This is a genomic window from Herbidospora cretacea, assembly GCF_001570605.1.
GTDB lineage: Bacteria > Actinomycetota > Actinomycetes > Streptosporangiales > Streptosporangiaceae > Herbidospora > Herbidospora cretacea.
Genome location: NZ_BBXG01000003.1, coordinates 81,330 through 94,330, shown reverse-complemented (window position 1 = coordinate 94,330; position 13,001 = coordinate 81,330). Strand labels below are relative to the sequence as shown.

Here is a 13,001-nt window from a genome sequence, read left to right as displayed (position 1 = left end):
CATGGGCGCACTCGACGGCATCCTCGTGGCCGACTTCTCCCGGGTTCTCGCCGGGCCCTACGCCACGATGCTGCTGGCCGACATGGGCGCCGACGTCATCAAGGTCGAGTCGCCCGGCGGTGACGACACCCGCAACTGGCTGCCCCCCGCGCGGGACGGCGTGTCGACCTACTACCTGGGCGTGAACCGGGGGAAGCGGTCCGTCGCCCTCGACCTGAAGGACCCGGGCGACCAGAAGCTCGCCCACGAACTGTCTGCCCGCGCCGACGTGTTCATCGAGAACTTCAAGCCCGGCGGCCTGACCGCCTACGGGCTCGACTACGCGGCGGTCCAGGAGCGGAACCCCAAGGTGGTGTACGCGTCCATCACCGGCTTCGGCACGGAAGGCGGCGCCCATCTGCCCGGGTATGACCTGATCGTGCAGGCGGTCTCCGGATTGATGAGCCTGACGGGGTCGGCCGACGGGCCGCCCTACCGGGCCGGCATCTCGGTGTTCGACGTGATCACCGGGCTCCACGCCGTGTCCGGGATCCTCGCGGCGCTCTACGCCGGGGGCGGGCAGCGGGTCGAGGTCAACCTCATGTCGTCGGCGCTGTCGGCGATGGTCAACCATTCGAGCGCCGTGGTGGCCGGGGAGGTCACCCCGTCGCGGATGGGGAACGCGCATCCGTCGCTGTTCCCGTACGAGCCGCTGGAGTGCGCCGACGGGGAGCTGGTGATCGCGGCGGGCAACGACGGGCAGTTCCGCAAGCTGTGCGAGGTGCTCGGGGTCCCCGGGCTGGCCGAGGACGCGCGCTTCGCCCGTACCAGAGACCGGACCGCGAACCGGGCGGCGCTGAAGCCGCTGCTGGTCGCGGAGCTGGGGAAACGGACGCGAGCCGAGCTGTTCGCGGCGCTGAGCGCGGCAGGCGTGGCCTGCGGGCCGATCAACACGGTGACCGAAGGCGTCGCGCTCGCGCGGGACCTGGGCCTGGAGCCGGTGGTCGAGCCGGGCGGGGTGCCGTCGGTGCGCCACCCGATCACCTTCTCCGGCACCCCGGCGGGCTACCGGCTGCCGCCGCCGTCGCTGGACGAACACGGGGAGGAGATCAGGACGTGGCTGAGATGAGCTTTCCCACCGGGATCGGGACGTCGGACGCCGACTCGATCAGCCTGCTGGGACAGGACCTGGCGCATGACCTCATGGGCAACGTCGGCTTCGGCGAGCTCGCGTTCTGGCTGGTCGCCGGGCGGCGGCCCACCCCGGGCGAGACGCGGGTGTTCGAGGCGGTGCTGGTGGCGCTGGCCGACCACGGCTTCACCCCGACGGCCATCGCGGCGCGGCTGACCCTGCTGAGCGCGCCGGAGAGCGTCCAGGGAGCGCTGGCCGCCGGGCTGCTCGGCGGCGGGTCGCGGTTCCTCGGCGTGACCGAGGACGCCGGGCGTTTCCTCCATGACCTCGTGGCCGCCCATGAAGGCGACTGGGACGCGGTGGCTCTGGAGGCCGTGCGGGCGGCCCGCGCCGAGAAGCGGCTGATCCCGGGGCTGGGACATCCCGTCCACAAGATCGAGGACCCCCGGACCCCGGTGCTGTTCGCCCTGGCGCGGGAGGAGGGGGTGTTCGGCCCGCATCTGGCGCTGTTCGAGGCGATCGGGCGGGTCCACCCCGAGGTGCTGGGCCGGAAGCTGCCGCTCAACGGGGCCGGGGTGTGCGGGGCGGCGCTGGCCGACCTGGGGCTGCCGGTCGACCTGCTGCGGGGCTTCGCCCTGCTGGCCCGCGCGGCCGGGCTGCTCGGTCACCTGGCCGAGGAGCGGCGGCGGCCCATCGGCATGGATGTCTACCTGAGCGTCGACCGGAACGCGACGTACGAACCGTAGAAGAGGTGCCCGCATGGCAACACTGGCCGCCGTGATCGCGTCCACGCACCACCCGTTCTACTACAAGGCCAGCACCGCGCCCCCGGAGGAGCGCCCGCCCTTCGCCGACGCCTGGGTGGCCAAGATCCTGGCCTTCCGCGAGACGCTGACCCGCGCCAGGGCCGACGTGCTGGTCATGGTCGGGTCGGACCACTTCCACCAGCTCTGGCTCGACAACATGCCCCAGTTCCTGGTCGGCAAGGCGCCCTTCTACGACGCCAACTGGCACAACGAGGAGCGCGAGTTCGGCCTGCCCCGGATGCTGCTGCGCGGCCACGAGGAGCTGTCGTCGCACATCCTGCGCGGCGGCCTGGACGAGGGCTTCGACCTGGCCTTCTCCAACGAGCTGCGGATCGACCACAGCATCACCTGCCCGATCATCACGCTGCGGCCCGAGGCCGACCTGCCGATCGTGCCGATCTACACGAACATCTTCGCCCCGCCGCTTCCCCGGCCGGGCAGGTTCGTGGAGCTGGGCCACTCGATCCGGCGGCTGATCGAGACGTGGCCCTCCGACCTGCGGGTCGCGGTGATCGGCACCGGGCACCTGTCGCTGGAGCTCGGCGGCCCCCGGCAGTTCGGCCCGCACGGCCCCGACCCGGAGTTCGACCGGAAGGCGGTCGAGTGGATCGCCTCCGGCGACATCGAGCGGGCCTTGGCCGAGGTGACGCTCGACTCGCTGTGGACGCCCGGCAACGCCACCCACGGGTTCATGGACTTCATGCTGATGATGGGCGTAGCCGGAGAGGGCGCCAAGGCCGACTACGCCGACTCGCTCGACCTGTTCCACACGATGGAGGCCTACTTCACCTGGTATCCGAACGGGGTCCCGGCATGAGCAAGTACCTGCTGAACAAGTTCCTGTTCACCGTCGACCGCGACCCCGACCTGGTCGAGCGCTACCGGTCGGCCCCCGGGGAGACGGTGGCGTGGTGGGAGTCCACCATGGCCGGCGAGATCCTGGGCTGCCACGGCGGCGAGGCCAGCACGTGGCTGTCCTTCACCGACGTCGAGCGCGACGCGCTGGCCGCGCACGACTACGTGAAGCTCTTCGAGCTCGGCGCCCACCCGTTCCTCACGCTGACCCTCTTCATCGCGCTGTTCGAACGGGACTACGAGGAGCCGCTGGCCTTCCAGAAGGAGTACGCGGCCCGGCTGTCCCACTTCTCCCTGCCCTACCCGGATATCTCCACATGAGAGCGGCGGTGGTCGAGGAGTGTGGTCGGCCGCCGGCGGTGCGGAGCGTCCCCCGGCCTCTTGCGGGGGCCGGGGACGTCCTGGTGTCGGTGACCTGCGCCCCGATCACCCCGCTCGACCGGCTGTGCGCCACCGGCGTCTCCTACTTCGGCGCGCCCGCGCTGCCCTATGTGCCCGGCGTGCAGGGCGTCGGCCTCGCCCCCGACGGCTCACGGGTGTGGTTCCCCACCTCGGCCGGGATGGCCCCCGGAGACGGGAGCCTGGCCGAGGTCTGCGCCGTGCCCTCCTCGGATCTCGTACGCCTGCCCGACGGCTGCACCGACGTCGCCGCCGCCTCCCTGGGCCTCTCCGCCGTCGCGGCGTGGATGGCGCTGACGTGGCGGGGACAGCTGGTGGCCGGGGAGAACGTGGTCGTCCTCGGCGCGGGCGGGGCGGTGGGGCAGGTGGCCCTGCGGGCCGCCCGGCTGCTCGGGGCCGGGACCGTGGTCGGGGTGTCCCGGCTGGCCAGGGAGGGGTGCATCCCACTGGATCCCGTGTCGACGCTGGCCGAGCGCCTTCGGGACGCCATCGGATCCGCCGACGTGGTGATCGACCCCGTCTTCGGCGAGCCGGCCGCCGCCGCGGCGTCGGTGCTGGCGGCCGGGGGGCGGCTGGTGAACCTCGGCGGGTCGGCGGACGACTCCGCCGTGTTCTCGTCGTCGCTACTGCGAGGGCGCGGCATCTCCGTGCTGGGATACTCGAACAACGCGCTGAGCAGGTCGGAGCGCGCCGAGGCGCTGGAGATCATCTTCGGGTACGCGGCTTCGGGTGATCTGTCGGTTGATCACTACGTTGCCGGGCTTGACGAGGTTGGCGAGGCTTGGGACTCGACCCGGGCGGGACGCGCCGTCGTACGGGTTACCGAGGTGCCTTCGGCCGTGCGAGTGCCGTAAGGTGTAAGCGGTCCGGGGGCGGTTAGCTCAGCGGTAGAGCACTCGCCTTACAAGCGAGGGGTCACTGGTTCGAACCCAGTACCGCCCACCAGGAGACGGCTACCCATGGTCGCGCTTTTGGCGCTTCGCGGGTCTCCTTCCCTCATACGGGGGGCGACCCCCGAACCCCCGATGTCAGGGGGCTCTCGCCCCCTCACGCTCCCCCTGGTCCGCTGTCGCGGCCCCTTCGTCGCATTCGCTCCTCGCGAGGGGCTTTGCCCCTCGCACTCCCCGGCCAGGCGTCGCTTTGCTTCGGCTGCTCTCGACCGGCGTGCGGGTGATCTTGAGACACGCGGCCATCACCTAGGCCGGACAAGGGCCACGTATGCATCGCCGCATCCGGGGGCGGTCGTTCTTTGCCGTGTTCTCGCTGGCACGAGGACCGCTGGGCCACGTCAGCCCCTCTTGTCGGTCACCTGCCAGGGGTTGCCCATGGCAGGTCCCGGCTCCTTCGCTGGGTGGACCGTTGTCCGGCCGCGCTCCGCATCCCGGGAACGCCGGAGGCGTGGATCAGCGACTAGGTCGCTGGAGCGAGTCCTCCGGCGCAGGCCTGGGTGATCACCGCTTCGGGCTTGGCGGATCAGGCGGTCCTACAAACCGTGCTTGCTCCAGAGGAACAGGGATGCGCCGTGGAGTTTCACGAACTGCCACTCGGTCGATGTCAGGCCGGCCTTGATGTCCGTCAGGATCGGCGTGACATTGGCTTTGGTGAGATATCCGGCCACCATCACGTGGACCTGTTTGGCGCATTCCGACTGCGTCTTCCCGCTCTTTTTCATGGCGAGAATCTTCTGACTGATGTTTTTGTAATATGGCTCGAACCTGCGGAGCAGGACCGCGTTGACCTTTGTCAGCGGAGCCCCGGTCGAACCGCTCGCCAGCTTGACCAGGACCAACGTTTGAGCTGCGGTGAGACCAGCCGAGGTGATGAGAGTGGCGGAGGAATCCTTGAGCGACTTGTTGGCGTAGATGTCCGCCGCCAGCCTGTCGAGGATTTTGGACAGTTGCTGGTCGGTGAAGAATGTCGTCAGCAGCGCCTTGGTCTTGTCGATGGCCGTCTGCTTGGGCGTGACAGTGGTCTGCGATCCCTGTGACAGGGCCGCTGTGGCCGACATCGATGCGTGAGCAGAAGACGATGAAGCCGCGCTTACCGGTGAGGTATTCGCGATGCAGGCCGACACCGCGAGGGCGGCGACCAGAAGAGAGGAGGTTCGTGGCACCGGCGTCACGGTACTCATATCTTCGACGCCCGTCCACGCGACGTCGCAGCGCCAGGCTTGGGCGCGCAGACCGCCAATGCCGAGGCCGACCGGCTGGTGCGTGGAGCGTGAATCCGCCGTCCTGCGGATGGCATAGGCGGCGCGAACCCGAGCACTCTCTGTGCGGCGACACGCACAGATCGATGCAGCGAGGTCACTCCGTTCCGGTCAGCGGGGGCGGTTGGGCTTCTTCTTGCGGCCGGTGGGCGTGGTCCGGCGGGTGGAGCCGCTCTGCGTGGGTTTCTTCGCCTGTCGCTGGGCCGGTTTCGCCGCGGGGGCGGCGGGGGCGCGGCCGCGTGAGCTGTTCGCCGTCCGGCCGCGGACGATGCCGATGAAGTCCTCCACCAGGTCGGTGGTCGCGGCGGTGGGCCAGGCCAGTGCGACCTGGGACTGCGGGGCGTCCGGGACCGTCAGGTAGGTGAGGTCCCTGCGGTGGTGGAGGCGGGCCAGTGACTGCGGGACCAGGAGGAGCCCGCTGCCTGCCGCCACGAGTTCGATCGCGTCGGCCGTGCTCGGCGGGCGGGTGAAGGCGGGCAGGCCGGGGCGGACCGGCCAGTCGATGGTGTCGTCCAGAGGATGGAACACCTCCTCGTCGGCCAGGTCGGCGACGGCCACCTCGTCGGCCTCGGCCGCCTCGTGGTCCTTGGGCAGCACGACCACCGTGGTCTCGACATAGAGGGGGATCACGCTGAGCCCGTCACGGTCGACCGGCAGCCGGACGAACCCGGCGTCGGCGCGGCCGTCGCGGAGGAGCTCGACCACCTCGGCCGCCGGCACGGCGAGCAGGGTGATCGGCACGTCCGGCATCCGCTCGGTCCAGACGTTGACCCATTTCGCGGGGGTCACCCCGGGCACGTATGCCAGCCGGAACGCTCCGCCGGTCTCCCCATCAGTCACCGGCCCAGCGTATCGATGTCCGGGACCCCCGTTCCGACTGACTATTCTCGACGCCATGACCTCGTCCAAACCGAAGACCGTCCAGACGATGAAGCCCGAGACCGCGGCCAAGAAGCTGGACGTCCTGCTGTCGGCCACTCCCGCCGAGTTCCAGGAGGGTGTCGTCTCCAGGGACGAGCTGAACAAGCTGCAGGCCGAGCCGCCCGCCTGGCTCGTCGACCTGCGCCGCAACGGCCCACACCCCAAGCAGGTCGTCGCCGCCAAGCTCGGCGTCTCCATCTCCGGCCTGCTCAGGGGCGGCATCACCGAACCGCTGACGACGGCCGAGATCAACGCGCTGAAGGCGGAGAACCCGGCATGGCTGGAGCGCGAGCGAGCCGTCCAGGCCGAGACCCGCAAAGAGGCCCTCCGCCTCAAGCAGCGCTAGCACCGCCGTTTCACATTCCGACGTCGAACGGGCTGGGTCCGCCTGGTCGGGAATCGACAAGCCGCGGGAGAGACTGGTCCGCCTACACAGGCTCGAGTCCTGAGAATGCTGGGTCCGCCTGGTCGGGATTCGATCAGTCGCTGGGCGGCTGGTCCGCATACACAGGCTCGGGTCCTGAGCGGGCAGCCACACAAGTCGCCCAAGGCGGTTTCATGTGCAAGACCTAATGGAACTTGGTGACATCCGGCTTATGGATGGCCTGCCGCCAAGGGCTGAGCGCTGACAGGTGGTGTTGTAGTACTCCAGCCAGGGGCCGAAAGCCTAGGGCGCGGTCCTGGTTGCGGGAGCGGGCGCGGATCGCCCAGAAGGTGCGCGACTCACTTTCCGCGAAGCGCACACCCTCACTCGGGGTGGTCAAGGGGAGATTCCCAGGCCGGCCGCGAATGCGGCGGTGAAGACGACCACCACGTCGTCCGTCCCCAGGAGGAAGCCATCTTCCGGTCGCCCGACAGCGATCCACACCGCCGTTTCCCGTGAGCGCAGCCGAACCGCATACGGTGTCCGCACGGCCCCCTGGTCCTCGGACCAGACGATCTCGATGTGGGTCAGCTTCTTCCCGACCAGCGCTGACCAGCGCGGGTGTCCGGTCACGTCCACCGCCGCCGACCCGAACGCCTCCCCGATTCTCAGCAGATGGGCGGTCATCGGCTCGGGGAAGATTTCAAGCCCGTAGTGGTCGAAGCTGCTGTCCCAGACCGCCGAAGAGCAGACCTCGTCGTCGGTGATCAGTTCCACGCCCATGGTCGGCTGCCATGGGCCGAAGTCCTACTCTTCGACTTCGAATCCGTCGTCTCCACCCCGTCAGCGGGGGTAGACGACTCTCCGGATGCGCCTGCCGCGCAACAGAGCAGTCGCCCTTGCGTAATTCACCGCCGGCGCAGACGACATCACCACAGCATCGCCGACGGCTGACCATCCCGGCGTCCACAGTGCCCTGGTTCCGCGTGCATCCATGGATGATGCGGCGGCGAGGGATCCCAGCGAGCAGGCGCATAGCGATCGCCGCACGACGAAACAGCGCTGGTCGTGTGCTTTTCAGAGCGATGACGGCTCCGCCGGGTTCAAGCGGTCGACTTGAAGCCGGGCTCTTGCCGCGCGCATCGCCGGCTGCGGGTCAAGGGGCCGGCCGCAGCCGACGTCGACGGCCGCCGACCCAACCGCACCGGCGTGCAGAGAGGGCCCGGCGCCGCCCACAGACCTCCGCCTTATGCGCGCTTAACATCTAGAGTCCTAAAGTACTAGGAGACTAGATAAATGGAGGACTCTGGTGATCGAGTTCCATCTCGACGGCAGGTCGGGAGTCTCGTCCTACCTGCAGCTGGTGCAGCAGGTTAGGCAGGCCATGCGCCTGGGGATGCTCCGCGAGGGCGACCAGCTCCCCACCGTCAAAGAGGTCGTCGCGCAGCTCGCGATCAACCCCAACACCGTGCTCAAGGCCTACCGCGAACTGGAGCATCAGGGTCTCGCCGCGGCGAGGCCGGGTGTCGGCACGTTCGTCACGAAGACCCTCACCGACGCCTCGCGGGCGGCGGCGCACGGGCCCCTCCGCCAGGATCTGCGGCGCTGGCTCGGCAAGGCCCGCAAGGCCGGTCTCGACGACGAGAGCATCGAGGCCCTCTTCATGACCACCTTCCGGACCGTCGCACAGGAGGACATCGCGTGACATCCGTCCTTTCGGCCCACGGATTAGGCAAGAGGTACGGCCGGCGCTGGGCACTGCGCGACTGCACCATCGACATCCCGGCCGGTCACGTGGTCGGCCTGGTGGGGCCCAACGGCGCGGGCAAGACGACGCTGCTGAAGCTGGCCTGCGGTCAGCTCGTGCCGACCGAGGGGACCATCGAGACGATGGCGAAGGTGGGGTTCGTCGCCCAGGACACCCCTGTCTACGCCGGTCTGACGGTGGCGGAGCACCTCACGCTGGGAGCCCGGCTGAACTCCGGGTGGGACGCCGCCCTGGCCCGGGAGAGGATCGCCCAGCTCGATCTCGATCCGGGGCAGAAGGCGCGCAAGCTGTCCGGCGGGCAGCGCGCCCAGCTCGCCCTCACGCTCGGGCTGGCCAAGCGGCCCGAGCTGCTGATCCTCGACGAGCCGGTGGCCTCGCTCGACCCGCTGGCCCGGCGCGAATTCCTGCAGGGTCTCATGGAGGCGACGGCGGCGGCCGAGTTCAGCGTCCTGCTGTCGTCGCATCTGGTCGCCGACCTGGAGCGGACCTGCGACTACCTCGTCGTGCTGGTCGACTCGCGCGTGCAGGTGGCGGGAGAGGTGGAGGAGCTGCTCGCCACCCACCACCGGCTGACCGGTCCGCGCCGCGACGAGAGCCGGATGCCCGGTGACCAGTACGTGGTCTCGGCCCGGCACACCGACCGCCAGAGCACCTACGTGGTCCGCACCTCGGCGCCGATCCTCGACCCCGCCTGGGCGGTCAGCCGGCTGACCCTGGAGGACCTCGTGCTGGCGTACATGGAGAAGAGGCCCGCCGAGCGGCGGCGGGCAGGCCTGGAGGCGCTGCGATGATCTGGCTCACCTGGCGGCAGTTCCGCGCCTCGGCCGTGACGACGGCGGCGGCGCTGGCCGTGCTGGCGGCGGCGCTCGTGCTGACCGGTCCCGGACTGGCCGACCGCTACGCGGCCGGGATCGCCGAGTGCACGCTCGACGACACGTGCCCGCGCTTCTACGACCTGTTCTTCGACGACTACCAGATGACCTTCACCGTGCTCAACCTCGCGCTGCTGGCGCTGCCCGCCCTCATCGGGCTGTTCTGGGGGGCGCCGCTGATCACCCGCGAACTGGAGGCGGGCACCCACCTGCTCGTGTGGAACCAGGGCGTGACCAGGGTCCGCTGGCTCACCGTGAAGCTGGCGCTCATCGGGCTGACGGCGGTCGCGGCCGCGTGTGTGACCGGCATGCTGGTGACGTGGTGGTCGCGGCCGCTCGACAGCTCGGCCGTGCCGGAGCTGGCGCAGATGAGCCCGCTGGTCTTCTCGGCGCGGGGCATCGTCCCGATGGGGTACGCCGCGTTCGCGTTCGTCCTCGGGGTGTCGGCGGGCATGCTGGTCCGCCGCACGCTCGCCGCCATGGCCCTCACACTGGCGGTCTTCGTGGCCGTCCAGATCGCGATGCCGATGGTGGTGCGGCCCCATCTGATGACCCCGGTCACGGCCGTCCACGAGCTCAGCCGCGAGAACGTGGGCGGGATCAGCGTCCGGAGGGGCGGTGGGGAGGTCCGGGTCCAGTTGAAGAACGCCGTCCCGGGGCAGGCCGGCGCGTGGGTGCTGGCGAGTGAGCTGCTCGACCCGTCCGGGAAGGTGATCGCCTCCGACGGCGAGGACAGCCCCACCACCGTGTCCGGCACGTCGGGGCCCTGCGCGCCCGGCGCCTCGCCCGACGGCTGCCCGGGGGAGATCAGCGCGCAGGGGTACCGGCAGCAGGCGACCTACCATCCGCTCGACCGCTTCTGGGCCTTCCAGTGGATCGAGACCGGCATCTACGCCGCCCTCACGATCGGGCTGACCTGGTTCTCCTTCTGGTGGATCCGGAGACGCCTGTCATGAGGGCCGCCGGGGTCGCCCTCTCCCTCCTGCTGGCGGCGGCCTGCTCGGCGCCCGCCCCGCCGCGCGCCGAGGTCACCGCCTCGGTCTGCGCCCCGCCGCAGGGCCCTGCCGCCGAGGAGACGCCCACCACGATCGACGTCGTCGAGCAGGCCTACTTCTGCATCCTCGGCAACTACGTGGACGGTCCCTCCCTCGACGGCCGCACCTTGCTGACCAGAGCCTTCGCGGCGCTGACCACCGAGCTCGACCGGACCGGCCGCGACGTGCCCCACGCGTCCGCGCCGGCGCTGACCGGCGACGAGAAGGCCGACTGGGCGGCGTTCGAGGCGGTCTACCGCACGATCACCGACGAGGAGGACCTGGCCGTCGTCACCCTGGAGGCGATGGTGGCCGCGCTCGACGACAACCACGCCCGCTGGACGCACGACGTCAGCAGGCCGCCCGGTTACTACGACGGCGACGGCTACGGGCTGGGCTTCCAGGCGGCCACGTACCGCGACCAGGTCTTCGTCGCCGCCGTGGAGGGCGGCGCGGCCCGCGCGGCGGGGCTGCGGCCGGGCGACGTCATCGAGAACGTCACGGACCTGCGCACGCTCAGGCCGCAGTATCCGGACGCCGACCCGGTCGAGCTCCGCGTCGGCCGCCGGACGGTGACCCTCAAGCCCGGCCTCTACCAGCGGAACCTGGCCGACGTCCAGGTGGTGCGGTCACGGCTGCTCGAAGGCGACATCGCTTATGTACGCATTCGCGGTTTCTCCCCCGACGCCGCGAACCGGGCCTTCCGGGCGATCGCGAGAATGCGTACCGGCCGGACCCTCCAGGGAGTCGTGCTGGACCTGCGCGGGAACGGCGGCGGCAGCCCGGCCGAGGCGACCCGGCTGGTGAGCGCGTGGGCGCACGGCGGGACCACCTCCCACCTGTGCAACGCCGACGACCGCTGCGAGCCGGGCCGCACCGACGACACGGTCGAGCTGATCGGGCTGCCGCTGGTCGTGCTGACCGACCGGGGGTGCGCGTCGGCGTGCGAGCACTTCAGCTCCGCCGTCAAGGACCTGCGCGTCGGCACCCTGGTCGGGACCCGCACGGCCGGGGCGATCTCCGGCCCGGCGGAGCCCCACCTGCTGCGGAACAACACGATCCTGAGCTTCCCCACAAGACGTCACCTCGGCCCGGACCGCGAGGTCGTCGACCGGATCGGGGTGCCGCCGGACCACGTCGTCCCGCTGACCCCCGAAGACGCGGCGGCCGGCCGCGACCCCGCGCTCGCCCGGGCGCTGACCCTGCTGGAGGGATGATGAGACGCCTCCTGGCCGCGCTGCTGGTGCTGACCGCCTGCTCGCCGCCCGCCCCGCCCCGCCCGGCCGCCGCCCCGCCGCCCTCACCCGGCCCCGTCACCCTGGCCGCCCCGACCGGGGACCACCCCGTCGGGACCAGGGTCCTGCACCTGACGGACGCCTCCCGCGCCGACCCCTGGAACCTCGACGCCGAGGCCAGAGAGCTCCGGGTCACCCTCTGGTATCCCGCCGGGCGAGGGGAGGGCGAGCGGGCGGCGTACCTGAGCAAGGAGGAGTCTGACCTGGTCATGAAGGGGTCGCGAGCCGTGGGCGACCTGAGCACGACGATCGTGCACGCCACCACCGGCCCTCCCGCGGCGGGAAGGTTCCCCCTGGTGGTGCTCTCGCCCGGCTTCACCAAACCGGTGAGCACCCTGACGTCGCTGGCCGAGGACCTGGCCAGCCGGGGATACGTCGTGGCCGGGATCGACCACACCTACGAGAGCTACGCCACGACCCTGGCCGACGGCACGGTGGCCGGCTGCCTGGCCTGCGACAGCGACACCGACCCCGGTTTCGGCACGGGCGTGGTCCGCAGCCGCGCCGCCGACGTGTCGTTCGTCCTGGACGAGCTGCTGGAGTCCGACGTGGCCGACCCGTCGAAGATCGCGATGGTGGGCCAGTCGATCGGCGGCGCGAGCGCCCTGGCCACCATGGCGTCCGACCGGCGCGTCCGCGCCGGGGTCAACCTCGACGGCACGACCTACGCCCGCCTCCCCCACGGCCTGGACCGCCCCTTCCTCTTCGTCGGCACGCCCCAGCACGCCCCGGGCGGCCGCGACACCTCCTGGGACCGCGACTGGAGACTGCTGACCGGCTGGAAACGCTGGCTCGTCGTCAAGGGCGCCGACCACCAGTCGTTCACCGACCTCCCGCAACTGATGCCCGCGCTGGGCCTGAAGCCGCTCCCCGGCGCCCCCTCGGCCGAGCGGCTGGCCGAGATCACCCGCACCTCCGTGGCCTCGTTCCTGGACGAACACCTGAAGTCCCGGCCGGGCCGGGTGGAGCACCCCGAGGTCTGGGTGGCCCGCACGGCCGCCTCCTCTGGTACTACGGATCAATGACGCGCAGCCGCAATTACCAGGTTCTCTCCGCCGCCAAAGCCGTCGCCCGCGCTCTCGGCCACGATCCCGCCGACGCGAACCGCCTGGCCGTCGAGCTGGCCGCCGAGGGGCGGCTCGACTGGAACAACAGCGAGCTCCTGCTGCTGGCGCTGGAGCGGCTCGCGGGGACGCCGGCGCCCGAGCTGGTGGGGGTGGCGCAGGCCGGTGAGATCCTCGGCGTCTCTCCCGAGCGGGTGCGGGAGCTCGCCGGGCGGCCCGATTTCCCGGAACCCCGCTGGGACAGGGACGCCCTCATTGAAGTTCGGGATACGAACCATTATGGTTCGTACAACGAACAATGAT

The 13,001-nt window shown here is 70.7% G+C and carries 15 protein-coding genes and 1 tRNA gene; 13 read left to right on the top strand and 3 right to left on the bottom strand.

All coding sequences use genetic code 11. From position 1 onward, the window contains the following. Nucleotide 1 precedes the first annotated feature (1 nt). The 6 genes from AW270_RS06315 (at nucleotide 2) to AW270_RS06290 (ending at nucleotide 4,116) form a co-directional block, all read left to right on the top strand. The gene (locus AW270_RS06315) at nucleotides 2-1,108 is read left to right on the top strand and encodes a CaiB/BaiF CoA transferase family protein (protein ID WP_061291650.1); all 1,107 of its coding nucleotides are present in this window, start codon (nucleotides 2-4) and stop codon (nucleotides 1,106-1,108) included. Further along, complete coding sequence (locus tag AW270_RS06310; RefSeq protein WP_157521762.1) at nucleotides 1,105-1,857, top strand: citryl-CoA lyase; 753 nt, start codon at nucleotides 1,105-1,107, stop codon at nucleotides 1,855-1,857. Before AW270_RS06315 ends, AW270_RS06310 begins: the two co-directional genes overlap by 4 nt. A 13-nt stretch (nucleotides 1,858-1,870) precedes the next feature. Further along, nucleotides 1,871-2,734, top strand: a complete 864-nt coding sequence (locus AW270_RS06305) for a DODA-type extradiol aromatic ring-opening family dioxygenase (RefSeq protein ID WP_061291646.1) — start codon at nucleotides 1,871-1,873, stop codon at nucleotides 2,732-2,734. Beyond that, nucleotides 2,731-3,093: a hypothetical protein gene (locus AW270_RS06300; protein ID WP_061291644.1), complete on the top strand. Its 363-nt coding sequence runs from the start codon at nucleotides 2,731-2,733 to the stop codon at nucleotides 3,091-3,093. The genes AW270_RS06305 and AW270_RS06300 overlap by 4 nt, the downstream gene beginning before the upstream one ends. Further along, nucleotides 3,090-4,025 (top strand): quinone oxidoreductase family protein, encoded by a 936-nt coding sequence (locus AW270_RS06295; protein WP_061291642.1) that lies wholly within the window; start codon nucleotides 3,090-3,092, stop codon nucleotides 4,023-4,025. Before AW270_RS06300 ends, AW270_RS06295 begins: the two co-directional genes overlap by 4 nt. A 16-nt stretch (nucleotides 4,026-4,041) precedes the next feature. After that, nucleotides 4,042-4,116, top strand: a tRNA-Val gene (locus AW270_RS06290). A gap of 538 nt (nucleotides 4,117-4,654) precedes the next feature. On the opposite strand, the gene AW270_RS06285 is transcribed toward AW270_RS06290, so the two are convergent. Continuing rightward, on the bottom strand, nucleotides 4,655-5,284 hold the full coding sequence (locus AW270_RS06285; protein WP_157521734.1) for a hypothetical protein: 630 nt from the start codon (nucleotides 5,282-5,284) through the stop codon (nucleotides 4,655-4,657). A 207-nt stretch (nucleotides 5,285-5,491) separates the two neighbouring features. Further along, complete coding sequence (locus AW270_RS06280) at nucleotides 5,492-6,220, bottom strand: LysR family substrate-binding domain-containing protein (protein ID WP_061291638.1); 729 nt, start codon at nucleotides 6,218-6,220, stop codon at nucleotides 5,492-5,494. 55 nt (nucleotides 6,221-6,275) lie between these two features. Here AW270_RS06280 and AW270_RS06275 point away from each other — a divergent pair, with 55 nt between their 5' ends. After that, on the top strand, nucleotides 6,276-6,647 hold the full coding sequence (locus AW270_RS06275; protein ID WP_061291636.1) for a DUF5997 family protein: 372 nt from the start codon (nucleotides 6,276-6,278) through the stop codon (nucleotides 6,645-6,647). A gap of 414 nt (nucleotides 6,648-7,061) precedes the next feature. Here the strand turns inward: AW270_RS06275 and AW270_RS06270 are convergent, their stop codons facing one another. Next, nucleotides 7,062-7,448, bottom strand: coding sequence for a hypothetical protein (locus AW270_RS06270; protein WP_061291634.1), 387 nt, complete (start codon nucleotides 7,446-7,448; stop codon nucleotides 7,062-7,064). A gap of 526 nt (nucleotides 7,449-7,974) precedes the next feature. Between AW270_RS06270 and AW270_RS06265 the strand changes: the two genes are divergently transcribed. The 6 genes from AW270_RS06265 to AW270_RS06240 are packed head-to-tail and all read left to right on the top strand — an operon-like array spanning nucleotide 7,975 to nucleotide 13,000. Continuing rightward, a complete protein-coding gene (locus tag AW270_RS06265) occupies nucleotides 7,975-8,370 on the top strand; it encodes a GntR family transcriptional regulator (protein WP_061291632.1) in 396 nt (131 codons plus the stop codon). After that, the gene (locus AW270_RS06260; protein ID WP_061291630.1) at nucleotides 8,367-9,224 is read left to right on the top strand and encodes an ABC transporter ATP-binding protein; all 858 of its coding nucleotides are present in this window, start codon (nucleotides 8,367-8,369) and stop codon (nucleotides 9,222-9,224) included. The genes AW270_RS06265 and AW270_RS06260 overlap by 4 nt, the downstream gene beginning before the upstream one ends. Next, nucleotides 9,221-10,261 carry an ABC-2 membrane transporter-related protein gene (locus AW270_RS06255; protein ID WP_061291628.1) on the top strand — a complete coding sequence of 347 codons (1,041 nt, stop codon included), beginning with the start codon at nucleotides 9,221-9,223 and terminating at the stop codon, nucleotides 10,259-10,261. The genes AW270_RS06260 and AW270_RS06255 overlap by 4 nt, the downstream gene beginning before the upstream one ends. After that, nucleotides 10,258-11,556, top strand: coding sequence for a S41 family peptidase (locus AW270_RS06250; RefSeq protein WP_061291626.1), 1,299 nt, complete (start codon nucleotides 10,258-10,260; stop codon nucleotides 11,554-11,556). The genes AW270_RS06255 and AW270_RS06250 overlap by 4 nt, the downstream gene beginning before the upstream one ends. Continuing rightward, nucleotides 11,556-12,659 (top strand): alpha/beta hydrolase family protein, encoded by a 1,104-nt coding sequence (locus AW270_RS06245; protein WP_061291624.1) that lies wholly within the window; start codon nucleotides 11,556-11,558, stop codon nucleotides 12,657-12,659. Before AW270_RS06250 ends, AW270_RS06245 begins: the two co-directional genes overlap by 1 nt. Beyond that, on the top strand, nucleotides 12,656-13,000 hold the full coding sequence (locus AW270_RS06240) for a hypothetical protein (protein ID WP_061291622.1): 345 nt from the start codon (nucleotides 12,656-12,658) through the stop codon (nucleotides 12,998-13,000). The genes AW270_RS06245 and AW270_RS06240 overlap by 4 nt, the downstream gene beginning before the upstream one ends. Nucleotide 13,001 lies beyond the last annotated feature (1 nt).

Bases quoted from the DNA above. Each gene is read 5' to 3' on its own strand.
- AW270_RS06315 (WP_061291650.1), top strand. From the start codon at position 2: ATGGGCGCACTCGACGGCATCCTCGTGGCCGACTTCTCCCGGGTTCTC.
- AW270_RS06310 (WP_157521762.1), top strand. From the start codon at position 1,105: ATGAGCTTTCCCACCGGGATCGGGACGTCGGACGCCGACTCGATCAGC.
- AW270_RS06305 (WP_061291646.1), top strand. From the start codon at position 1,871: ATGGCAACACTGGCCGCCGTGATCGCGTCCACGCACCACCCGTTCTAC.
- AW270_RS06300 (WP_061291644.1), top strand. From the start codon at position 2,731: ATGAGCAAGTACCTGCTGAACAAGTTCCTGTTCACCGTCGACCGCGAC.
- AW270_RS06295 (WP_061291642.1), top strand. From the start codon at position 3,090: ATGAGAGCGGCGGTGGTCGAGGAGTGTGGTCGGCCGCCGGCGGTGCGG.
- AW270_RS06275 (WP_061291636.1), top strand. From the start codon at position 6,276: ATGACCTCGTCCAAACCGAAGACCGTCCAGACGATGAAGCCCGAGACC.
- AW270_RS06270 (WP_061291634.1), bottom strand. From the start codon at position 7,448: ATGGGCGTGGAACTGATCACCGACGACGAGGTCTGCTCTTCGGCGGTC.
- AW270_RS06255 (WP_061291628.1), top strand. From the start codon at position 9,221: ATGATCTGGCTCACCTGGCGGCAGTTCCGCGCCTCGGCCGTGACGACG.
- AW270_RS06250 (WP_061291626.1), top strand. From the start codon at position 10,258: ATGAGGGCCGCCGGGGTCGCCCTCTCCCTCCTGCTGGCGGCGGCCTGC.
- AW270_RS06245 (WP_061291624.1), top strand. From the start codon at position 11,556: ATGAGACGCCTCCTGGCCGCGCTGCTGGTGCTGACCGCCTGCTCGCCG.
- AW270_RS06240 (WP_061291622.1), top strand. From the start codon at position 12,656: ATGACGCGCAGCCGCAATTACCAGGTTCTCTCCGCCGCCAAAGCCGTC.